The following is a 21143-nucleotide window of genomic DNA, read 5'->3' as shown; positions in this document are numbered from 1 at the left end:
TCGTTCGCAGCGTCCCCACACTGCCTTCAGCGCGCTCGCCACTCCCCCAAACGCCCCCGCAAGCGGGCCGCGCACTGGCTGTGTAACTGGCTGACCCGCGATTCACTGACGCCAAGGACTTCACCGATTTCCTTGAGGTTCAGCTCTTCGTCGTAGTACAGCGCCAACACCAGTCGCTCACGCTCCGGCAAATTGGCAATCGCGTCCGCCAACGCAGCCTGGAAGCGCTCATCTTCCAGATCGCGCGACGGCTCAAGATGAGCACTTGCGCCATCCTCGTGCAGCCCTTCGTGTTCGCCGTCCTGCAACAGGTCGTCGAAACTGAACAGTCGGCTGCCCAAGGTGTCGTTCAAAATCCCGTAGTAATCGTCGAGACTCAATTGGAGTTCGGCCGCAACCTCGTGATCTTTAGCGTCACGGCCGGTTTTAGCTTCAATCGAGCGAATCGCGTCGCTGACCATACGGGTGTTGCGGTGAACCGAGCGCGGTGCCCAGTCCCCCTTGCGTACTTCATCGAGCATCGCGCCGCGGATCCGGATGCCCGCGTACGTTTCGAAACTGGCGCCTTTGCTGGCGTCGTATTTGGTCGAGACTTCGAGCAGGCCGATCATTCCGGCCTGGATCAGGTCTTCGACCTGCACACTGGCCGGCAATCGCGCCAGCAAGTGGTAAGCAATGCGTTTGACCAGTGGCGCGTAACGCTCGATCAGCTCGTACTGCGCGTCACGTGCCGACTTCTTGTAGAAATTCATACCGCTGGCGGTCATAGCACAGGTCCTGCCGTTTGCTGCACGAGGCGCTCGACGAAAAATTCGAGGTGGCCGCGCGGATTGGCGGGCAGCGGCCAGGTGTCGACCTTTTGCGCGATCGCCTTGAACGCCAGTGCGCACTTGGAACGCGGGAAGGCTTCATAGACCGCACGCTGCTTCTGCACCGCCTTGCGCACGCTTTCGTCGTAAGGCACCGCACCGACGTATTGTAGGGCGACGTCGAGGAAGCGATCCGTGACCTTGGTCAACTTGGCGAACAGATTGCGACCTTCCTGCGGGCTCTGGGCCATGTTGGCCAGGACGCGGAAGCGGTTCATGCCGTAATCGCGGTTCAGCAGTTTGATCAGGGCGTAGGCGTCGGTGATTGAGGTCGGCTCGTCGCAGACCACCAGCAACACTTCTTGCGCAGCGCGAACGAAACTGACTACCGAGTCACCAATACCCGCAGCGGTGTCGATCACCAGTACGTCGAGATTGTCGCCGATGTCGCTGAACGCCTGAATCAGACCGGCATGCTGGGCCGGGCTCAGGTGAACCATGCTCTGCGTGCCGGAAGCGGCCGGCACGATGCGGATCCCGCCGGGGCCTTGCAACAGCACGTCGCGCAGCTCGCAGCGGCCCTCGATCACATCGGCCAGGGTACGTTTGGGCGTGAGGCCCAGCAGAACGTCGACGTTCGCCAGACCCAGGTCGGCGTCCAGCAGCATGACCCGACGGCCAAGCTCTGCCAGCGCCAGGGACAAGTTCACTGACACGTTAGTCTTGCCGACGCCACCTTTGCCGCCGGTCACCGCGATCACCTGTACGGGATGCATGCTGCCCATGTTATTTCTTTACCTTGTCTTGCATAGACGGAGGCCACATTACTGGCTGCGCGTTCACAACCGGAACAATGCATGGCAGACCATCGATGTAGGTACAAAAACTGTTCATTACCTCAGCCAACCTGCTTGGTGGGACTGTGGTAGATATCAGCGAACATGTCAGCCATGGCTTCTTCGCTGGGTTCTTCCTGCATTTGCACACTGACGGCGCGGCTGACCAATTGATGACGGCGCGGCAGATGCAGATCATCCGGAATCCGTGGGCCGTCGGTCAGGTAGGCGACCGGCAGTTCATGACTGATCGCCAGGCTCAGCACTTCGCCAAGGCTGGCCGTCTCATCCAGTTTAGTCAGGATGCACCCGGCGAGCCCGCAACGCTTGTAACTGTGATAAGCGGCGGTTAGAACCTGTTTCTGGCTGGTGGTTGCCAGAACCAGATAATTTTTTGACCGAATGCCACGACCGGCCAGGCTTTCCAGCTGCATGCGCAGTGCCGGATCGCTGGCCTGCAGGCCGGCGGTATCGATCAGCACCACGCGTTTGCGCAGCAGTGGATCCAGCGCCTGCACCAGGGACTGGCCCGGGTCGACGTGGGTCACCGACACATTGAGGATCCGGCCCAGGGTTTTCAACTGTTCCTGAGCACCGATGCGGAAGCTGTCCATGCTCACCAGCGCAATGTTCTGCGCGCCGTACTTGAGCACGTAACGGGCGGCCAGCTTGGCCAGGGTGGTGGTCTTGCCCATGCCGGCAGGACCGACCATGGCAATGATCCCGCCCTCTTCCAGCGGCTCGACTTCCGGCGTGGCGATCATCCGCGCCAGGTGCGCCAGCAACATGCGCCAGGCCTGACGAGGTTCTTCGATATCGCTGGTCAGCGCCAGCAGGTCGCGGGACAACGGGCCGGACAAGCCGATGCGTTGCAGACGACGATAAAGGTTCGCCTGAGCCGGACGGCTGCCTTGCAGCTGATTCCAGGCCAGAGTGCCGAGCTGCACTTCCATCAGCTCGCGCAGGCTGTTGAGTTCGAAACGCATCGAATCCAGCGCACGCGGATCAACGCCAGCGGCAGCCGGTGCAGGCGCAGGTGCCGGACGCGCCGGAGCAGCGTAAGTCGGTTCTGTCAGAGGCTCGGCAGCCGTCAGCGGCAGGCCGGCGGTCAATGGCAGACCGGAGAACAACTGGCGATTGGTGTTGCCGTCGGCTTCACCACGCATGCTCAGTTCGGCCTGGGCGGTGACGATGCGCGACTGGGTCTTGCGCAGCTCGTCTTCGAGTTCCATGTTCGGAACCCGCGGCGCCAGCGCCGACAGTTTGTAATCCAGCGCCGCCGTCAGCTCGACGCCGCCGGCAATGCGGCGGTTGCCAATGATGGCGGCATCAGCGCCCAGCTCATCACGAACCAGCTTCATGGCCTGACGCATATCGGCGGCGAAAAAACGCTTAACTTGCATAAACCACTACCTCAGCCGTTGGGCCCTACTGTCGCAACGATGGTCACTTGCTTGTTGTCCGGAATTTCCTGGTAGGCCAGCACATGCAGTCCAGGGACTGCCAGGCGGCCAAAGCGCGAGAGCATCGCGCGAACCGGGCCTGCTACCAACAGGATCACCGGCTGACCTTGCATTTCCTGACGCTGCGCCGCTTCGATGAGCGAACGCTGCAGCTTCTCGGCCATGCTTGGCTCCAGCAGAACGCCCTCTTCCGAGCCTTGTCCTGCCTTCTGCAGACTATTGAGCAATATTTGTTCCAACCTTGGCTCCAGCGTGATAACTGGCAGCTCCGACTCAGTCCCTACAATGCTTTGGACGATGGCGCGAGAAACGCCGACCCGCACAGCGGCCACCAAAGCGGCGGTATCTTGACTCTTGGCGGCATTGTTGGCGATGGCTTCGGCAATGCTGCGGATGTCGCGCACCGGCACGTGTTCGGCCAGCAGTGCTTGCAGCACCTTGAGCAGTTGCGACAGCGACACCACACCCGGCACCAGCTCTTCCGCCAGTTTTGGCGAGCTCTTGGCCAGCAATTGCATGAGTTGCTGCACTTCTTCGTGGCCGATCAGCTCACTGGAGTGCTTGTACAGAATCTGGTTCAAGTGCGTGGCGACCACGGTACTGGCGTCCACCACGGTGTAACCGAGCGATTGTGCCTGAGCACGCTGGCTGACTTCGATCCACACCGCCTCCAGGCCGAAAGCCGGATCTTTGGCGGTAATACCATTGAGCGTGCCGTAGACCTGCCCCGGGTTGATCGCCAGTTCGCGATCCGGGTAGATCTCGGCTTCGGCCAGGATCACGCCCATCAGGGTCAGGCGATAGGCGCTCGGCGCCAGATCGAGGTTGTCGCGGATGTGCACGGTCGGCATCAGGAAGCCCAGATCCTGCGAGAGCTTCTTGCGCACGCCCTTGATCCGCGCCAGCAATTGCCCGCCCTGGTTGCGGTCCACCAGCGGAATCAGGCGATAACCGACTTCCAGGCCGATCATGTCGATTGGCGTCACGTCGTCCCAGCCCAGCTCCTTGGTTTCCATGGCGCGGGCCGGCGACGGCAGCAGCTCCTGCTGACGCTGAACCTCTTGCAGCGCCTGCACCTTGGCGACGTTCTGCTTCTTCCAGAACAGGTACGCGCCACCGGCAGCCAGTGCCGCCATGCTCAGGAAGGAGAAGTGCGGCATGCCCGGCACCAGGCCCATGACTGCCATCAGGCCGGCCGCCACCGCCAGCGCTTTCGGCGAGGCGAACATCTGGCGATTGATCTGCTTGCCCATGTCTTCCGAACCGGAAGCACGGGTCACCATGATCGCTGCCGCTGTAGATAACAACAGTGATGGCAATTGCGCCACTAAACCGTCACCGATGGTCAGCAGGGCGTAAACCTTGCCGGCGTCAGCGAAGGTCATGTTGTGCTGGAAGATACCGACGGCCATGCCGCCGATCAGGTTGATGAACAGAATCAGCAGGCCGGCGATGGCGTCACCGCGAACGAACTTGCTGGCACCGTCCATAGAACCGTAGAACTCAGCCTCTTGGGCGACTTCGGAACGGCGGGCCTTGGCCTGGTTCTGGTCGATCAGACCGGCGTTGAGGTCGGCGTCGATTGCCATTTGTTTGCCGGGCATCGCGTCGAGGGTGAAACGCGCGCTCACCTCGGAAATCCGCCCGGCACCCTTGGTGACCACGACGAAGTTGATGATCATCAAGATCGCGAAGACCACGATACCGACCACGTAGTTACCGCCGATCACCACCTCACCGAAGGCCTGGATCACCTTACCGGCAGCGGCGTGGCCGTCCTGACCGTGGAGCATCACCACCCGCGTCGACGCCACGTTCAGCGCCAGCCGCAACAGCGTCGCCACCAGCAGGATCGTCGGGAACACCGCGAAATCCAGCGGCCGCAACGCGTACACGCAGACCAGCAGCACGACGATCGACAGGGCAATGTTGAAGGTGAAGAAGACGTCGAGCAGGAACGGCGGCACCGGCAACATCATCATCGCCAGCATGACCAGCAGCAACAGCGGCACACCTAGATTGCCCCGACTGAGATCGGCAATGTTCGAGCGAGCACTGTTGATTAACTGAGAGCGATCCACCGGTTTTCCCCGTTCCTTTAAAGCAAACTTTTGACGCCCAGAGCGGGCGCACGGCGGCTACTGCAAGAAGCCTTCCAACTTTTGCCGATGATTGAAACAGAGGGGTTTGAGCGCGGTTTTTCTGCTGGGCGGGATGTTGCCTTCGCAAGAAGTCAGCAAAAAGTACCTTTTAAACTCGGGTGTTTAAAAGACACCTTCAGACACGCCTTACAGGCTACGAATCCTTGCGCCGTTGCCTACAGCTACGCCAGAATCCGCCGGCTTGTGCGCCTTGGGGTCGGGTTCTATTGTGGGTTGGTCGCTGACGAATCAGCGATCGGGTTTAGCGACTCGAATCATAAATAGGTGCACCAGCGCTCCATGCCTTGTCGCAGACTCAATGTCTGCAACTCCGCTATGGTGGCTGTATGCGGGAGACCCTCGGGTCTACCGGGTGCCTATAACCGGTTCGCTAACCCGCGTACAGCCGCCACCTTCCTGTTTAGCGACAGTTCAGGGCGGCTCCACTTTATAGGAGCTTCACCATGATCAAACCAACACCCAATCCACCCGAAACCGACCCTGCCTCGCCCTACGAATCCCTCGATTCCAGAAAGCTTCACGAAGCCGCCGACCGCGCCCTCGACCACTATCTCTGCCCGCCCGGATCCACGCCACCACCGCGCAAAACCCGCAGAATGTATGCCGTCACCGCAGACTTCAAAAACGAAGAGCTGCTGGTCGAGCTCTGCGAAACCCTCGCCTCCGCCAGAACCATCGCCAATGACTTCGCTCACCTCATGCCCGCCTCGCAGCGCAGGACATTGATGGGCATCGGGCAACTGATCATGCTCGGGGAGCTGGCAGCGAATCGGGTGCTGAATAATCTGGAACTACCGCCGTCGCAGATGTGATGTGTCGTGGCTGCTGATCGCGTAAGCGACCTCACAAGCAACACAGATCATCGGGCATAAAAAAACCGCCACCGGGTTCAACCCGAGGCGGTTTTTTTACTTCATCACCATCAGGAATCGCGCCGCAGATCCGGCGGGATCGGCAGATCGTCCTTGAGCGGTTCCGGGAACTTGCCCTTGCCTGCGCGGTGCTGGCGGATCTGGTAGACGTAGGCCAGTACCTGAGCGACCGCCAGGTACAGACCGCCGGGAATTTCTTCTTCCAACTCGGTGGAGTAATAGATCGAACGCGCCAGGGCCGGCGATTCGAGCAGCATGACGTTGTTGGCCACGGCGATTTCGCGGATTTTCAGCGCCAGGAAGTCGCTGCCCTTGGCCAGCAGCATCGGCGCCCCGCCCTTCTCCGAGTCGTATTTGAGCGCCACGGCGTAGTGCGTCGGGTTGGTGATGACCACGTCGGCATCCGGGATCGCCGCCATCATCCGCCGCTGCGACATCTCGCGCTGGACCTGACGAATCCGCTGTTTGACCTCCGGCCGACCTTCCTGGTCCTTGTGCTCGTCGCGCACTTCCTGCTTGGTCATCTTGAGCTTTTTAATGCTCTCCCAGAGCTGCACCGGGACGTCGACGGCAGCGATGATGATCAAACCGCACGCCATCCACAAAGTGCTCCAGCCCACCAGTTGCAGACTGTGAATGATCGCCCGGTCCAGCGGTTCATGGGCAATGCGCAACAGGTCGTCGACATCGCCAGACAACACCACCAGCGCCACCGCCAGAATGATCAGGAACTTGGCCAGCGCCTTGAGCAGTTCGATCACCGACTTCATGGAGAACATGCGCTTGAGACCCGCGCCGGGGTTCATCCGACTGAACTTGGGCGCCAGGGAACCCGCCGCAAACAGCCAGCCACCGAGGGCGATCGGCCCGAGAAACGCCGCCAGCAGCAAGGTGATCATGATCGGTTGGATCGCCACCAGTGCGATCACCCCGGAATTCATCAGGAACTTGCCCATGGAGCTCTGATCCATGATGACTTCGCGCGACAGCGTGAAATTCAGGCGCATCAGCTCCATCAAGTCCTGCGCCAACATGCCGCCGAACACCAGCAGCGCACCGGAGCCGGCGAGCATGATCGCCAAGGTGTTGAGTTCCTTGGAGCGCGCAATCTCGCCTTTTTCCCGGGAGTCCTTCTTGCGCTTCTCCGTGGGGTCTTCTGTTTTATCCTGACCGCTCTCGCTCTCTGCCATGACTCAGCGCGCCTGTGCCAGTTCGCGTAGCAGCTGCAAGGCCTCGACGGCCAGCGGCTGATACTGATTGAGAATGTCCGCCAGCCCGACCCAGACAATGAACAGGCCGAGCACGAGGGTCAGCGGGAAGCCGATCGAGAAGATGTTCAGTTGTGGCGCCGCCCGGGTCATCACACCGAATGCAATGTTGACCACCAGCAGCGCAGTGACGGCCGGCAGCACCAGCATCAATGCCGCGCCAAGCACCCAGCCGAGCTTGCCGGCCAGCTCCCAGTAATGCGCGGTCATCAGGCCTGCGCCGACCGGCAGCGTGGTGAAGCTTTCAGTCAGCACCTCAAAGACTACAAGGTGACCGTTCATGCCGAGGAACAGCAACGTCACCAGCATGGTGAAGAACTGCCCGATCACCGCCACCGACACGCCGTTGGTAGGGTCGATCATCGAGGCGAAGCCCATGCCCATCTGAATCGCGACGATCTGCCCCGCGACCACGAAGGCCTGGAAGAACAACTGCAAGGAGAAGCCCAACACGGCGCCGACCAGGATTTGCTCGGCAATCAACAGCAAGCCACTGAGATCGAGCGGACTGACGGCCGGCATCGGCGGCAGGCTTGGCGCGATCACCACGGTGATCGCGAGGGCGAGGTAGAGACGGACGCGTTTGGGAACCAGCGTGGTGCCGAACACCGGCATCACCATCAGCATCGAGCCGATGCGAAACAGCGGCAGCATGAACGTCGCCACCCAGGTGCTGATCTGCGTGTCGGTCAACTGAAGCAGCGACTGCATGACTCAGCCGATGACCAGCGGAATGTTTTTGTACAGCTGGATGATGTATTCCATGAAGGTCTGGATGATCCACGGACCGCCGACAATCAGGGTCACCAGCATCACCAGCAGACGCGGCAGAAAGCTCAGGGTCTGTTCGTTGATCTGCGTGGCGGCCTGGAACATCGACACCAGCAGGCCCACCAGCAGACTCGGGATCACCAGAATCGCGACCATCATCGTGGTCAGCCACAAGGCTTCGCGAAAAATGTCGACCGCTACTTCTGGCGTCATGGCGATACACCTCCGAAACTGCTGGCCAGGGTGCCGATGATCAGCGCCCACCCATCCACCAGCACGAACAGCATGATCTTGAACGGCAGGGAAATGATCAGCGGCGACAGCATCATCATACCCATCGCCATCAGCACACTCGCCACGACCAGGTCGATGATGAGGAACGGAATGAAGATCATGAAGCCGATCTGGAACGCGGTTTTCAGTTCAGACGTGACGAAGGCCGGCACCAGAATGGTCAGCGGTGCCTGATCCGGCGTCGCGATATCGGTGCGCTTGGACAGGCGCATGAACAGCTCGAGATCGCTGGAGCGCGTCTGCGCGAGCATGAAGTCCTTGATCGGCACCTGAGCTTTTTCCACCGCTTGCTGGGCGGTGAGTTTCTCCGCCAGATACGGTTGCAGGGCGTCGTTGTTCACCCGGTCAAACACCGGGGCCATGATGAACATGGTCAGGAACAGCGCCATGCCGGTGAGGATCTGGTTCGACGGCGTCTGTTGCAGACCGAGGGCCTGACGCAGGATCGAGAAAACGATGATGATCCGGGTGAAGCTGGTCATCAGGATGACGGCGGCCGGAATGAAGCTCAGCGCCGTCATGATCAGCAGGATCTGCAGGCTGACCGAATATTCCTGCGCACCGTTGGCATTGGTGCCCAGGGTGATCGCCGGGATCGACAACGGATCGGCGGCGAACGCCAGTGGCGCGGCCAACATCAAGGCCAGGGTCAAGACGATGCGCAACGCACCCATTACTTCGTATCCTTTTGATCCTTGCCGAGGATCTTCAACAGATGCTGGGCAAATTCCGGAGTCGCTTTTTCGGAGGTCGCCGGGACGTCCACCGGTTCCTTGAGTACGTGCAGCGCGGTGATCGTGCCGGGGCTGAGACCCAGCAGGATCTGCTCCTTGCCGACCTGCACCAGCATCAGTCGGTCACGCGGACCGAGCGCCCGGGAACCGATCAGCTCGATCACCTGGCCCTTGCCCGCCGGGCCTGCCTGCTGCACCCGGCGCAATAGCCAGGCGAGGAAGAAGATCAACCCCAGCACCAGCAACAGGCCGAACACCAGCTGCGTCAATTGCCCGGCGACACCGCTATTGACCGCAGGCGTCACCGCCGCAGCGGTGGCAGCCACCGGCTCGGCGGCCATCACGATCGATGGCAGCGCCAGCGCCGAGGCCAGCAAAGAACCCAGAACCTTTTTCACTCAGCGCAGCTTCTTGATGCGTTCGCTTGGGCTGATCACGTCGGTCAGGCGGATGCCGAACTTTTCGTTGACCACAACCACTTCACCGTGAGCGATGAGGGTACCGTTGACCAGCACGTCCAGCGGCTCACCGGCCAGACGATCGAGCTCGATCACCGAACCCTGGTTGAGTTGCAGCAGGTTGCGGATGTTGATGTCGGTGCTGCCCACTTCCATCGAGATCGACACCGGAATGTCGAGAATCACGTCCAGGTTCGGACCGTCAAGGGTCACCGGATCGTTGTTCTTCGGCACGCTGCCGAACTCTTCCATCGGCAGACGGTTGGAGCTCGAAACACCAGCGTCGGCGGCCAGCAGCGCGTCGATGTCGGCCTGCCCGGCTTCACCGGTTTCTTCCAGGGCGGCAGCCCACTCGTCGGCCAGTGCCTGATCGTCCTGGGCGTTCATATCGTCGTTCATCATTTGTCCTCGGCGGGCAACAATTCAGTTAAATGCGAAAGGGGTGTTGCGCCGCTTCAGCGGCGCTCGATCGGCTCGATCACCTGCAACGCGAGGTTGCCTTTGTGCGAGCCCATCTTGACCTTGAAGGCCGGCACGCCGTTGGCGCGCATGATCATGTCTTCCGGCATCTCGACCGGGATCACGTCACCCGGCTGCATGTGCAGGATGTCGCGCAGTTTCAACTGGCGGCGAGCCACGGTGGCACCGATCGGCACGTCGACATCGAGGACGTCCTGACGCAGGGCGTTGACCCAGCGCTCGTCCTGATCGTCGAGGTCCGACTGGAAACCGGCGTCGAGCATTTCGCGCACCGGCTCGATCATCGAGTACGGCATGGTCACGTGCAGGTCGCCGCCACCGCCGTCGAGTTCGATGTGGAACGTGGAAACCACGATCGCTTCGCTCGGGCCGACGATGTTGGCCATGGCCGGGTTCACTTCCGAGTTGATGTACTCGAAGTTGACTTCCATGATCGCCTGCCAGGCTTCTTTCAGGTCGACGAACGCCTGTTCCAGCACCATGCGCACCACGCGCAGTTCGGTCGGGGTGAATTCACGCCCTTCGATCTTGGCGTGACGGCCGTCGCCGCCGAAGAAGTTGTCCACCAGCTTGAACACCAGTTTGGCGTCGAGGATGAACAGCGCGGTGCCGCGCAGGGGTTTGATCTTGACCAGGTTCAGACTGGTCGGCACGTACAGCGAGTGCACGTATTCGCCGAACTTCATCACCTGCACGCCACCGACGGCAACGTCCGCCGAGCGGCGCAGCATGTTGAACATGCTGATGCGGGTGTAACGGGCAAAACGCTCGTTGATCATCTCAAGAGTCGGCATGCGTCCACGGACGATGCGATCCTGGCTGGTCAGGTCGTAGCTTTTGACACTGCCGGGTTCGGCAGCGTTATCGGTCTGTACCAGACCATCGTCGACGCCATGCAACAGCGCGTCGATTTCATCCTGGGACAGCAGATCCTGCACGGCCATGTCGTGTTCCTACTGCAGTACGAAATTAGTGAAAAGCAACTGTTCGATCACCACTTTGCCCAGCTCTTTCTGCGCCACTTCCTGGACGCTGGCCGTGGCCTTCTGGCGCAACATCTCTTGACCGACCGGCGTCGCCAAAGTGGCGAAATCCTGACCGGAGAAGAGCATCACCAGGTTGTTGCGGATCACCGGCATGTGCACTTTGAGCGCTTCAAGATCGGCCTGATTGCGCGCCAGCATGGTGATGCTCACCTGCATGTAGCGCTGACGGCCGTTCTGGTTGTAGTTGGCCACGAAGGCCGGCGCCATCGGCTCGAAAATTGCCGGCTGCTTGCCGACCGGAGCGGTTTCCGCGGCAGCCGCAGGTTTGCTCTGGGCGCTGTGCATGAAGAACCACGTCGCCCCCACAGACGCGCCGATGGCCAGCAGCAGCCCCAGAACGATCACAATGATCATCTTGAGTTTGCCTTTGGTTGCGGGGTCTTTTACTGCTGCTGCTTCGCTCTTCGCCATGCCAATAATCCGTCACTAATCGGGTTTTCACAGTCGCACGGCAAGGCAAGAGCAAGTGTTATGCCAGAAGTGTCGGAGGGGAATGGAGAGCGGTGGCAAAACAGACGAGGGAGCGGACAGGGCCGCTCCCTCGGGGGAGGATGAATCAGGCGTAGTAGTCGACGGCGCTGCTACCGATCACGCTAGTGGTTTGAGCAGCTGCTTCGGCTACGGCCGCAGGCGTCAACTCTTCTTCCGACGAGTCCAGGCGACTGCCGGCGGCGCTGGTGCGACCACCCTGCTGCCCCTGTTGCGCCTGCTCCTGGCCTTGCCCCTGCCAGCCACGATTCTGGTCGGCAACGTTGACATCGACCTGCCCCATGCCTTGCTGCGTGAACATGTCACGCAGGCGATGCATCTGGCCGTCGAGCGCTTCGCGAACACTCGGGTGAGCGCTCATGAAGGTCACCTGGGTCTGCTGGTCCGGCACCATGTTCACCCGAATGTCCAGGCGACCCAGTTCGGCCGGCTGCAACTGGATATCGGCGGCCTTCAGGTTGTTGCTCGACAGGTACATGACGCGGTTGACCACTTCCTCGGTCCAGCCGCTCTGATGCATGGCGATCGGCTGATTCACCGGCACCGCGTTGGCGGTTTTCGGTGTGGCGGCCTGAGTCAGTGCCGCCAGACGGTTGGCGAAATCATCCACGCGGGTATCGCTGGTGGCGGATTTCAGGTCTTTCAAACCATCGTCGATCAGACCACTGAAGGCCTTTTCACCGCCCTGGCTGGTGCTGTCCTTGTCAGCCTGCACATCCAGCATGCTGGCCATGCCGGCGGCGAAGGTCTGAGCCGAGGTCAGCTCGCCATCAGCCTGGGCCTGGGCCGGCGTCGCCTTGGGCTGCGACTGGCTGGACGCGGAAATGTGACCACTCTGCTCCATCGCCATACGCACGGCCGGCATCGAGTCGAGCGGATCGGCCTCGGGATCGAAATCACTGTCGGCGGCAGGCGCCGCCGTGGCAGCTGCCGGCAATGCAGCCACCGCTGGCGTCTGGGTTTCAGGCTTCACGGGTGTTTCGACGACGGGCGCCGCCACGACCGGCGGCGTGACGACCGGCTGCGCGACTTGCATCAGCGCCGGGTCCAGCGTCGGATCTACGACAGGCGTGGTGTCGGCGACCGGCGTGGTCGGTGTATCGGACGTATCGTCGCTGGCCACCGCGTCATCCGTTGCGGTCGACGAGGTTTTGTCAGCGGGCAAGGCATTGCCGCTATCGGCAACGGCCGGCTCGGGGGCGGCAGACTGATCCTTGCCGCTGTCCTTCTTGCTGACGCTGCCGGTGTCCTTGTCGCGTGCAGGTTTCACCGAGTTATCGGTGGTAACGGAAGGCTTGTTCTGTCCCTGATCGGCAAACACCTGAGAGAAGCTTGAAGCCTTGTCCCCGGGGCCTGCGGCCACCACTGACGGTTTGGCGGAGGCGGCTTGCGCCTTGGCCTGGGCGGCAGTCTGAATAAGAATGTTAGGGGTAGCAGGCATGGCACGGTCTCCGCTGCACTGGGATCGTAGGTACAGTTGAACGAGATGACTGCAAGTGCCGGGCCAGTTTCATCCGGCGCCGAATAAAAACGCCGGACGGCTGGCTCAATGGGCGGGAGAGCGCTGTCGCTCGGCTTCATAGACGGGGCGCACATCCGCAAACTCGTTATGGATGTCGGCCACCAGCTTGATGATTTCGGACGGGCTCTTGTCCCTCGCGTGCAGCTCCAGCTCCTGGCAAAGCTCAGCCAGACGGGTCGCCCCCATGTTGCTGCTGCTGCCTTTGAAGCTATGAGCCACCGACGACAAGGCGTCGGCATCGGCGGTCTTTTGCAATTCACGCAGGCGCGCTTCGGAATCTGCCAGGAACGTATCCAGCAACTCCGGATAGCCATCCTCCATGACTTCTTGCAACGCACTCAGTACGTCGCGATCTACACAGGCATCAGTCACTTGTTCACTCCTTGATCAAGAATGCGCGGATTATGCCAGAGCCTCCCAGAAAAACTCCACGCGAGCACTGCGACCATCGTCTGACCAGCTCGGATTCCTGCTCAGTTGCCGGATCAGGCTGACGCCACGCCCCGACAAACGGACACCGTCGAGTGGCCGCTCCATCACCCGGGCCACGTCAAAGCCTTTGCCACTGTCTTCCACCCGCACGATCAGACAACCACCCTCGCCTTCCGGGCGGACCTGCAAGTGCACGCGCACATAGCCATCCTGCAAGGCATCCAGTCGAGCATTACGCTGCTCATAATAGCGGGCAAAGCCTGAAGCATCGCGTTTGAGACTGGAGTCCAGCCCCAACACCCCGTGCTCCAGCGCATTGGAGTAAAGCTCGGCGAGCACGCTGTACAACGCCCCGCTCTGCGTGCGCAAGCCATGCACCTCGAGCAGCAATTGCAGCAGGTAGGGTAACGGATTGAAGCGTTTCAGGGTGGAACCGCGAAATTCGAAGCTCACCGACCAATCCAGCGGGCACGACTGACCGCTGTCGGAATACACCGGCGCCGACGGATTGACCTGCGCCATTTCCAGCAGGCTGACCTCGACCATGCTCACATCGTCCCGGGCTTCGCCGCGAAAATCCTGCAACGCCTGCTCGATCTCGGCAAACAGCCGATCCGGCTGGCGATTGTCGGCAAATACCCGCTGCAAGCGCTCGACGCCGAACAACTGATCATTGGCATCGCAGGTGTCGATCACGCCGTCGGACAACAGGAACACACGGTCACCCACCGCCATCGACAGCACTTCGGTTTGATCGTCGAAGGCCTGCGGGCTGAGCACACCCAGCGGCAGATGCCGCGCCGCAAGCGGCACCCGCTCGCCGGTGGCGATGCGATGCAGATAACCGTCGGGCATGCCGCCATTCCAGATTTCCACGCTGCGGCGCTGAAAACTCAGGCAGAGCAGCGTCGCGCAGCAGAACATGTCCACCGGCAGGATACGCTTGAGCTTGGCGTTCATTTCCCGCAAGGTTTCGGCCAGGCCATAGCCCTTGGCCGTCATGCCGTAGAACACTTCCGCCAGGGGCATGGCACCGACCGCCGCCGGCAGACCGTGCCCGGTGAAATCACCGAGCAACACATGCATGTCACCGGCCGGCGTGTAGGCCGCCAGCAGCAGATCGCCGTTGAACAGTGCGTAGGGTGATTGCAGATAGCGGATGTTCGGCGCACTCAGGCAACCGGAATGCGCGACCTTGTCGAATACGGCCTTGGCGACCCGCTGCTCGTTGAGCAGGTAGTCGTGGTGCCGGGCAATCAGGTCGCGCTGCTCAAGCACCGTGGCTTGCAGGCGGCGCAAGCGATCCATCGCCTTGATTTTGGCGGAGAGGATCACCTGGTTGTAAGGCTTCGCCAGAAAATCGTCACCGCCAGCCTCCAGGCATCGCACCAGGGCTTCGCTCTCGGTGAGCGAGGTAAGGAAAATGATCGGCACCAGGTTTTCACCCGCCAGCACCTTGATCTGCCGCGCAGCTTCGAAGCCATCCATCACCGGCATCATGGCATCCATCAGCACCAGATGCGGTTGCTGAGCAGAAAACACCGCGACCGCTTCAGCCCCATTGGTAGCCGTCAGCACGACATGCCCCTGACGGCGCACGATCGTCGACAACAGCAGCCGGTCGGCGGCGCTGTCTTCGGCGATCAGGATCGTCAGCGGTTCTTGCGGCTGCATGGCCGTCAACTGATGTCGAACAGTTTGTCGAAGTTGGAAATGGCGAGGATCTTGCGCACATCCGAATTGCTGTTGATCACTCGTACGTCCGAGTCGTCGCCACCGGCGTGATCGCGCAGCAGAAGCAGCATTCCCAGAGCCGAACTGTCGAGATAGGTGGCATCCTTGAGATCCACCACGATGGCGTCGGGCTTTTTATTGAGTCGCTCGTAGGACTCGCGAAACTCCTGATGGCGTCCGAAATCGAACCGGCCCTTGATCGAAATCGTCAGCTTTTGCCCATCCGGAGAGACTTCTGTAACGACTGACATGTACTGGCTTCCTTGTCATTGACGAACCTGTACAAGGTTTAGCACTTGCAAGGGTAAGGGGCAAGGCAGGAAGTCGCCGGAAACTGTCAGAGATCAACCCGTCAGTAGGCATCACGGCGCGGCAGGCGTTGGGACAACTCGTCCAGCAGCTTCTGCTCGCGCTTGTCTTCGGCGCGCTGGGCTTCGTCGCAGTAGCGTTGTACAAGTTTTCGCAGACCCTCGACCCGGGCAAACGCCTGCTGCCAGGCGTCACGCGCCTTGTCCAGATTGTTCTGGTGCCATTGCAGACTTTGCCGCTGTTGATCGACCGCGGTGTCGAGTTGCGCCAGAAAGCCCTGAAAACCCAGCAGCCATTGCCCGGACACGCCCGTGCTGCCGCGCACGATCCATTGTTCGGAGTAATCCAGACGAAAGGCATGCAGGTCGGCGAGCTTGCTTTCGGCCACCTTCACCTGCCCCTGGAAATAACCCAGGCGTTGCACGGCGGTTTTCTCGGCTTTTTCGGCCATTTCCACCACCGGCGCCAGACGCGCGGCTCGGCTCAGGGCCATGGCCGGTTACCCGCCGGCCGCAGGGGCGAAAATCGTTTCGAGGTACGCCTCGCTTTCACCCAGGCTGATGCTGTCGTTCAGGCCCTGACGCAAGTATCTGACCAATTGCGGCTGCAGATTGATGGCAAGGTCCGTCTCACGATCACCGCCGGCGACATAGGCACCGACGCTGATCAAGTCGCGACTCTGTTGGTAGCGCGACCACAACTGCTTGAAGTACTGCGCACGGGTCATGTGCTCCGGCGAGACCACCGCCGGCATCACCCGGCTGATCGAAGCTTCGATATCGATGGCCGGGTAATGACCTTCTTCGGCCAGACGCCGGGACAACACGATGTGGCCGTCGAGCACGCCTCGCGCCGAGTCGGCAATCGGGTCCTGCTGATCATCGCCCTCGGACAATACGGTGTAGAAGGCAGTGATCGAACCCCCGCCCTTCTCCGCGTTACCGGCGCGCTCCACCAGTTTCGGCAGCTTGGCGAACACTGAAGGCGGATAGCCCTTGGTCGCTGGCGGCTCGCCGATGGCCAGGGCGATTTCCCGCTGGGCCTGGGCGAAACGGGTCAGGGAATCCATCAGCAACAGGACGTTCTTGCCCTTGTCGCGGAAATACTCGGCGATCCGCGTGCAGTACATCGCCGCGCGCAGACGCATCAGTGGCGCGTCGTCCGCTGGGGATGCAACCACCACCGAACGCTTGAGGCCTTCTTCACCGAGGATGTGCTCGATGAATTCTTTAACTTCTCGACCCCGCTCACCGATCAGGCCGACGACGATGATGTCGGCCTCGGTGAAGCGGGTCATCATGCCGAGCAATACCGATTTACCGACACCGGTACCGGCGAACAGGCCCAGACGCTGGCCGCGACCGACCGTCAACAAACCGTTGATGCAACGAATGCCGACGTCCAGCGGTTCGCTGATCGGGTCACGGTTGAGCGGGTTGATGGTCGGGCCGTCCATCGGCACCCAGTCTTCGGCCTTCATGCCGCCCTTGCCGTCCAGCGCACGTCCGGCGCCGTCCAGCACGCGACCGAGCATGCTCATGCCCATCGGCAAGCGACCGGTATCGGCCAGCGGCACCACACGGGCGCCCGGCGCAATACCGGCAACACTGCCAACAGGCATCAGGAAAACTTTGCTGCCAGAGAAACCCATGACTTCGGCTTCAACCTGCGACGGGTGATAGCTGTCGTCGTTGATCACCATGCAGCGGGTGCCCATGGCAGCGCGCAAACCTTCGGCCTCGAGCGTCAGGCCGACCATGCGCAGCAGGCGCCCTTCGAGAATCGGCGCACCGGGAATTTCGGCGGCTTCAGCGTAGGTGCTCAGGCGCTTGGCGAAACTGGTGCGTTCAAGGCGCATCGGGGGCGTCCGCGAGCGGCTCGTCGGTGACAGGTGCCGGCTTCGGCGTTTCCGGCAAGTCCAGGCTCATGTCCGGCGCGGCCGGGTGCAGGGCTTGTTCGTGCAATTGATCGAACAGCTTGGCCATGATCTGGCTGACGCGGGTTTCGATGCTCGCATCGATCCGGCTGTGTTCGGTTTCGACCCGGCAACCGCCCGGCAGCAGCGATTCGTCCTCGACGATACGCCAGGTTTCCTCATGACGTTCGCGCAGGGCTTTGACCTGTTCGAAGTCCTGCGGATTGACGTACAGCCGCACATTGCCCACGCCCAGCGGCAACAGCTTGAGGGCGTCGCGCATGACGTGTTCGATCTGCGTCGAGTCGATGGCCAGTTCGCGCTGAATCACCTGTCTGGCGATGTGCTGCACGAGGTCGACCAGCGACTTTTCGATCTGGGTGTCTTGTTCGGCGATGGGTTCGAACAGGTTCGCCATCAACTGCTCAAGGCCGTTGACCTTGGCCGTCAGGACCACCTCGGCCTCCTGGCGCACCTTGAGGGTGGCGCTGTGGAAACCTTCTTTTTCGCCGATGGCGAAGCCCTCGTTGTAAGCCTCCTGACGGATGCTTTCGAGTTCTTCCAGGGTCAGTGGCTGGACTTCCTCCAGCGGCACTTCTTCCATCTCCGGCGGCTCGGGCTCCGGTTCCGGCTCGGGTTCCGGTGCTGGCGGATCGAAGCTTGGGATCGCCCAGGTTTCGAAACCGCGGACGTCCCGGGCACGGATCAGGTCCGTTACATCGTCGTCGTTCTTGCCCATGGTGTTAGATCATTTCCTCGCCGCCCTTGCCACCGAGCACGATTTCTCCGGCTTCGGCCATACGGCGGGCGATGGTGAGGATTTCCTTCTGCGCGGTTTCCACGTCGCTGACGCGCACCGGGCCTTTGGCCTCGAGGTCGTCGCGCAGCAGTTCGGCAGCACGTTTGGACATGTTCTTGAAGATCTTTTCCTTGACGCCTTCGTCCGAACCCTTGAGGGCCAGCACCAGCACATCGGAGGACACTTCGCGCAACAGCGCCTGGATACCGCGGTCGTCGACATCGGCCAGGTTGTTGAACACGAACATGAGGTCTTCGATCTGACCGGACAGGTCTTCGTCGACTTCGCGGATCGAGTCCATGAGCTGGCCTTCGATCGAGCTGTCGAGGAAGTTCATGATGTCCGCCGCCCGCTTGATGCCACCCAGGGTGGTGCGTGAGGCATTCGAGTTGCCGGAGAACTGCTTCTCGAGGATCTGGTTCAATTCTTTCAGTGCCGCCGGCTGCACGGTGTTCAACGACGAGACGCGCAGGATGATGTCCAGACGCACCTTGTGGTCGAAGTTGCCCAGCACTTCACCGGCCTGATCCGGATCGAGGTACGCGACCACGATCGCCTGGATCTGCGGGTGTTCGTAGCGGATCACGTCGGCAACGGCGCGCGGTTCCATCCATTTCAGGCTGTCGAGGCCACTGGTGTTGCCGCCCAGCAGAATGCGGTCGATCAGGCCGTTGGCCTTGTCTTCACCCAGGGCCTGGGTGAGCATTTTGCGCACGTAGTCGTCGGAGCCGACGCCCAGGCTGGTCTGGTCGCCGACGATGTCGACGAACTCGCTCATGACCTGCTCGACCTGCTCACGGTGGACGTTGCCCATCTGGGCCATGGCCACGCCGACTCGCTGAACCTCTTTGGGGCCCATGTGGCGCAGCACTTGTGCAGCATCGGTCGAACCCAGGGACAGCAGCAGAATCGCGGCTTTATCGACCCGGGACAGTTTGGCGACGGCGGCTCGGTTATCACTCATCTGCGTTAATCCACTCTTTCACGACCTGGGCCACACGACCCGGGTCTTCTGCCACCAGACTCTTGATTGCGTTCAACTGAGCGTCATAGCCTTCGCTCGGGCTCGGCAGCAGGATGCTGGTCGGGCCGCCGAGGCTGACACGATCATTGGACAGTTCACCGTCCAGACCGCCCATGCCACCCAGTTCCACGTCACCGCCCAGACCGGCCAGTTCCTTGCCTTTGCCGCCACCGGTGATGTTGTTGAGCACCGGACGCAGCACGCCGAACACCAGCACCAGGATGAACAACACACCCAGCACTTGTTTGACGATGTCCCAGAACCATGGCTGGGAGTAGAACGGAATGTCGGCAATCACTTCGCCGCGCTCGGCGGAGAACGGCATGTTGATCACGCTGACGCTGTCGCCACGGCTGGCGTCGAAGCCGACCGCGTCCTGCACCAGGCGAGTGAAGCGCGCCAATTCGTCGGCGCTCCACGGCGCACGGGTGGTTTCGCCGTTGGCCGGGTTGATCTTGACCTGATCGTCCACCACCACCGACACCGACAGGCGATTCAGGCGACCCTGCTGCTGCTTGGTGTGGCTGATGGAACGGTCGAGTTCGAAGTTCTTGGTGGATTGTTGACGCTTGTCTGCCGGGTACGGCGCGAGCATCGGCTGGCCGGTGGCCGGGTCCATGATCTGCTGACCGTTGGCATCAACCAGTGGCTGGCCAGGTTGCACCATGCTCGTCGAGGTTGCTGCACCGCCGGTGGTTTGTGGCGCCGAGGCTGGCGACGGCGGCTGGTTGCTCAGGGCACCCGGTACGCCTTGCGGGCCATTGCTGGCGGTACGCTGTTCGTTGACCGACTGTTCGCTGCGCAGCGCCGGCTGGTCAGGGTTGAACTGCTCGGCGGTCGATTCGACGGCACTGAAGTCGACGTCGGCCGACACTTCAGCCTTGTAACGATCGTTGCCCAGTACCGGTTGCAGAATATTGTGTACACGCTGGGTGAGCATGCTTTCCATGCGGCGGCTGTAATCGAACTGCTTGCCGGCCATGGTCATTTCAGAGTTTTCCGCCTGATCCGACAGCAGGTTGCCCTTCTGGTCGACGACGGTGATCTGCGACTTGCTCAACTCAGGGACGGAAGTGGCCACCAGATTGATGATGGCGACGACCTGACCCGGCTCCAGCGAACGACCGGAGTACAGCTCGACCAGTACCGAAGCGCTTGGCTTGCGCTCGTCACGTACGAACACCGAGCTTTTCGGGATCGCCAGGTGAACGCGCGCGCCCTTGACATTGTTCAGGGCGGAGATGGTGCGAGCCAGTTCGCCTTCGAGGCCGCGACGATAACGAGTCGCTTCCATGAACTGGCTGGTGCCCAGACCCTGTTCCTTGTCGAGGATCTCAAAACCGATATTGCCGTCGCTGGGAGTGACACCAGCGGCCGCGAGCTTGAGGCGCGCACGGGACAGGTCATCGGCCTTGACCAGCAAGGCGCCGGAATTCGGTTCAACGGTGTACGGAATATCGGCGGAGGCCAGAGTGTCCATGACCTGCTTGGCGTCCATACCGGCAAGGCTGCCGTACAGAGGCCGGTAGTCCGGTTGCTGCGACCACAGCACCACGGCAAAGCCAATCGCCACGCTCGCAGCCAGGCCGACCAACAGGCCCACCTGACGCAGCATGGTCATCTCGGAGAGGTTTTCCAGGAAGGACAGGCCGAACAGCGGCGGTTTGCCGTCTATCGGGGTGGCCTTGGCCGGAACGTTATCGGCGACTGCTTCTGCCATGACTCA

The 21143-nt window shown here is 61.3% G+C and carries 22 protein-coding genes; 1 reads left to right on the top strand and 21 read right to left on the bottom strand.

From position 1 onward, the window contains the following. Positions 1-26: 26 nt before the first annotated feature. The 4 genes from fliA to flhA form a co-directional block, all read right to left on the bottom strand. Positions 27-767 carry an RNA polymerase sigma factor FliA gene (gene fliA, locus AC1RMX_RS12160; protein ID WP_011333070.1) on the bottom strand — a complete coding sequence of 247 codons (741 nt, stop codon included), beginning with the start codon at positions 765-767 and terminating at the stop codon, positions 27-29. Beyond that, positions 764-1594: a flagellar synthesis regulator FleN gene (gene fleN / locus AC1RMX_RS12155; protein ID WP_003222917.1), complete on the bottom strand. Its 831-nt coding sequence runs from the start codon at positions 1592-1594 to the stop codon at positions 764-766. The genes fliA and fleN overlap by 4 nt, the downstream gene beginning before the upstream one ends. 113 nt (positions 1595-1707) lie before the next feature. Further along, positions 1708-3048: a flagellar biosynthesis GTPase FlhF gene (flhF, locus tag AC1RMX_RS12150; protein WP_096822165.1), complete on the bottom strand. Its 1341-nt coding sequence runs from the start codon at positions 3046-3048 to the stop codon at positions 1708-1710. A gap of 11 nt (positions 3049-3059) precedes the next feature. Further along, positions 3060-5189 (bottom strand): flagellar biosynthesis protein FlhA, encoded by a 2130-nt coding sequence (gene flhA / locus AC1RMX_RS12145; RefSeq protein WP_096822166.1) that lies wholly within the window; start codon positions 5187-5189, stop codon positions 3060-3062. A gap of 524 nt (positions 5190-5713) precedes the next feature. Here flhA and AC1RMX_RS12140 point away from each other — a divergent pair. Continuing rightward, positions 5714-6082 carry a DUF6124 family protein gene (locus AC1RMX_RS12140; RefSeq protein ID WP_493065502.1) on the top strand — a complete coding sequence of 123 codons (369 nt, stop codon included), beginning with the start codon at positions 5714-5716 and terminating at the stop codon, positions 6080-6082. A gap of 110 nt (positions 6083-6192) precedes the next feature. Here AC1RMX_RS12140 and flhB read toward each other — a convergent pair whose 3' ends face one another. The 17 genes from flhB to fliF form a co-directional block, all read right to left on the bottom strand. After that, the gene (flhB, locus tag AC1RMX_RS12135) at positions 6193-7332 is read right to left on the bottom strand and encodes a flagellar biosynthesis protein FlhB (protein ID WP_096822168.1); all 1140 of its coding nucleotides are present in this window, start codon (positions 7330-7332) and stop codon (positions 6193-6195) included. Between the two features lie 3 nt (positions 7333-7335). Continuing rightward, positions 7336-8121, bottom strand: a complete 786-nt coding sequence (fliR, locus tag AC1RMX_RS12130; RefSeq protein WP_096822169.1) for a flagellar biosynthetic protein FliR — start codon at positions 8119-8121, stop codon at positions 7336-7338. A 3-nt stretch (positions 8122-8124) separates the two neighbouring features. Beyond that, positions 8125-8394 (bottom strand): flagellar biosynthesis protein FliQ, encoded by a 270-nt coding sequence (gene fliQ, locus AC1RMX_RS12125; protein WP_096822170.1) that lies wholly within the window; start codon positions 8392-8394, stop codon positions 8125-8127. Then, positions 8391-9149: a flagellar type III secretion system pore protein FliP gene (fliP, locus tag AC1RMX_RS12120; protein ID WP_096822171.1), complete on the bottom strand. Its 759-nt coding sequence runs from the start codon at positions 9147-9149 to the stop codon at positions 8391-8393. The genes fliQ and fliP overlap by 4 nt, the downstream gene beginning before the upstream one ends. Beyond that, on the bottom strand, positions 9149-9607 hold the full coding sequence (gene fliO, locus AC1RMX_RS12115; protein ID WP_493072021.1) for a flagellar biosynthetic protein FliO: 459 nt from the start codon (positions 9605-9607) through the stop codon (positions 9149-9151). Before fliO ends, fliP begins: the two co-directional genes overlap by 1 nt. Beyond that, complete coding sequence (gene fliN, locus AC1RMX_RS12110; RefSeq protein ID WP_096822173.1) at positions 9608-10066, bottom strand: flagellar motor switch protein FliN; 459 nt, start codon at positions 10064-10066, stop codon at positions 9608-9610. It lies immediately after the preceding gene. A gap of 56 nt (positions 10067-10122) precedes the next feature. After that, on the bottom strand, positions 10123-11091 hold the full coding sequence (gene fliM, locus AC1RMX_RS12105; protein ID WP_003222890.1) for a flagellar motor switch protein FliM: 969 nt from the start codon (positions 11089-11091) through the stop codon (positions 10123-10125). A 9-nt stretch (positions 11092-11100) separates the two neighbouring features. Further along, positions 11101-11604, bottom strand: a complete 504-nt coding sequence (gene fliL / locus AC1RMX_RS12100) for a flagellar basal body-associated protein FliL (protein WP_096822174.1) — start codon at positions 11602-11604, stop codon at positions 11101-11103. A 145-nt stretch (positions 11605-11749) separates the two neighbouring features. Next, positions 11750-13123, bottom strand: coding sequence for a flagellar hook-length control protein FliK (locus tag AC1RMX_RS12095; RefSeq protein ID WP_493072019.1), 1374 nt, complete (start codon positions 13121-13123; stop codon positions 11750-11752). A 105-nt stretch (positions 13124-13228) separates the two neighbouring features. Further along, a complete protein-coding gene (locus tag AC1RMX_RS12090; protein ID WP_096822176.1) occupies positions 13229-13576 on the bottom strand; it encodes an Hpt domain-containing protein in 348 nt (115 codons plus the stop codon). Between the two features lie 30 nt (positions 13577-13606). After that, positions 13607-15310, bottom strand: coding sequence for an ATP-binding SpoIIE family protein phosphatase (locus AC1RMX_RS12085; RefSeq protein ID WP_096822177.1), 1704 nt, complete (start codon positions 15308-15310; stop codon positions 13607-13609). Positions 15311-15315: 5 nt separating this feature from the next. Next, positions 15316-15621, bottom strand: coding sequence for an STAS domain-containing protein (locus AC1RMX_RS12080; RefSeq protein WP_096822178.1), 306 nt, complete (start codon positions 15619-15621; stop codon positions 15316-15318). 101 nt (positions 15622-15722) lie between these two features. After that, complete coding sequence (gene fliJ, locus AC1RMX_RS12075) at positions 15723-16172, bottom strand: flagellar export protein FliJ (protein WP_493072017.1); 450 nt, start codon at positions 16170-16172, stop codon at positions 15723-15725. A gap of 6 nt (positions 16173-16178) precedes the next feature. After that, complete coding sequence (fliI, locus tag AC1RMX_RS12070; protein WP_096822179.1) at positions 16179-17537, bottom strand: flagellar protein export ATPase FliI; 1359 nt, start codon at positions 17535-17537, stop codon at positions 16179-16181. After that, a complete protein-coding gene (gene fliH / locus AC1RMX_RS12065) occupies positions 17527-18333 on the bottom strand; it encodes a flagellar assembly protein FliH (protein WP_192560094.1) in 807 nt (268 codons plus the stop codon). Before fliH ends, fliI begins: the two co-directional genes overlap by 11 nt. A gap of 4 nt (positions 18334-18337) precedes the next feature. Continuing rightward, the gene (fliG, locus tag AC1RMX_RS12060; RefSeq protein WP_007958288.1) at positions 18338-19357 is read right to left on the bottom strand and encodes a flagellar motor switch protein FliG; all 1020 of its coding nucleotides are present in this window, start codon (positions 19355-19357) and stop codon (positions 18338-18340) included. Then, complete coding sequence (fliF, locus tag AC1RMX_RS12055) at positions 19350-21137, bottom strand: flagellar basal-body MS-ring/collar protein FliF (protein ID WP_096822181.1); 1788 nt, start codon at positions 21135-21137, stop codon at positions 19350-19352. Before fliF ends, fliG begins: the two co-directional genes overlap by 8 nt. Between the last annotated feature and the right edge of the window lie 6 nt (positions 21138-21143).

The organism is Pseudomonas sp. GW822-FHT03F04 (assembly GCF_058801405.1).
This window is presented reverse-complemented; position numbering and strand designations above follow the sequence as displayed.

Coding starts and splice junctions, on each gene's coding strand:
- fliA (WP_011333070.1), bottom strand. CDS start 767: ATGACCGCCAGCGGTATGAATTTCTACAAGAAGTCGGCACGTGACGCG.
- fleN (WP_003222917.1), bottom strand. CDS start 1,594: ATGGGCAGCATGCATCCCGTACAGGTGATCGCGGTGACCGGCGGCAAA.
- flhF (WP_096822165.1), bottom strand. CDS start 3,048: ATGCAAGTTAAGCGTTTTTTCGCCGCCGATATGCGTCAGGCCATGAAG.
- AC1RMX_RS12140 (WP_493065502.1), top strand. CDS start 5,714: ATGATCAAACCAACACCCAATCCACCCGAAACCGACCCTGCCTCGCCC.
- flhB (WP_096822168.1), bottom strand. CDS start 7,332: ATGGCAGAGAGCGAGAGCGGTCAGGATAAAACAGAAGACCCCACGGAG.
- fliR (WP_096822169.1), bottom strand. CDS start 8,121: ATGCAGTCGCTGCTTCAGTTGACCGACACGCAGATCAGCACCTGGGTG.
- fliQ (WP_096822170.1), bottom strand. CDS start 8,394: ATGACGCCAGAAGTAGCGGTCGACATTTTTCGCGAAGCCTTGTGGCTG.
- fliP (WP_096822171.1), bottom strand. CDS start 9,149: ATGGGTGCGTTGCGCATCGTCTTGACCCTGGCCTTGATGTTGGCCGCG.
- fliN (WP_096822173.1), bottom strand. CDS start 10,066: ATGAACGACGATATGAACGCCCAGGACGATCAGGCACTGGCCGACGAG.
- fliM (WP_003222890.1), bottom strand. CDS start 11,091: ATGGCCGTGCAGGATCTGCTGTCCCAGGATGAAATCGACGCGCTGTTG.
- fliL (WP_096822174.1), bottom strand. CDS start 11,604: ATGGCGAAGAGCGAAGCAGCAGCAGTAAAAGACCCCGCAACCAAAGGC.
- AC1RMX_RS12095 (WP_493072019.1), bottom strand. CDS start 13,123: ATGCCTGCTACCCCTAACATTCTTATTCAGACTGCCGCCCAGGCCAAG.
- AC1RMX_RS12085 (WP_096822177.1), bottom strand. CDS start 15,310: ATGCAGCCGCAAGAACCGCTGACGATCCTGATCGCCGAAGACAGCGCC.
- AC1RMX_RS12080 (WP_096822178.1), bottom strand. CDS start 15,621: ATGTCAGTCGTTACAGAAGTCTCTCCGGATGGGCAAAAGCTGACGATT.
- fliJ (WP_493072017.1), bottom strand. CDS start 16,172: ATGGCCCTGAGCCGAGCCGCGCGTCTGGCGCCGGTGGTGGAAATGGCC.
- fliI (WP_096822179.1), bottom strand. CDS start 17,537: ATGCGCCTTGAACGCACCAGTTTCGCCAAGCGCCTGAGCACCTACGCT.
- fliH (WP_192560094.1), bottom strand. CDS start 18,333: ATGGGCAAGAACGACGACGATGTAACGGACCTGATCCGTGCCCGGGAC.
- fliG (WP_007958288.1), bottom strand. CDS start 19,357: ATGAGTGATAACCGAGCCGCCGTCGCCAAACTGTCCCGGGTCGATAAA.
- fliF (WP_096822181.1), bottom strand. CDS start 21,137: ATGGCAGAAGCAGTCGCCGATAACGTTCCGGCCAAGGCCACCCCGATA.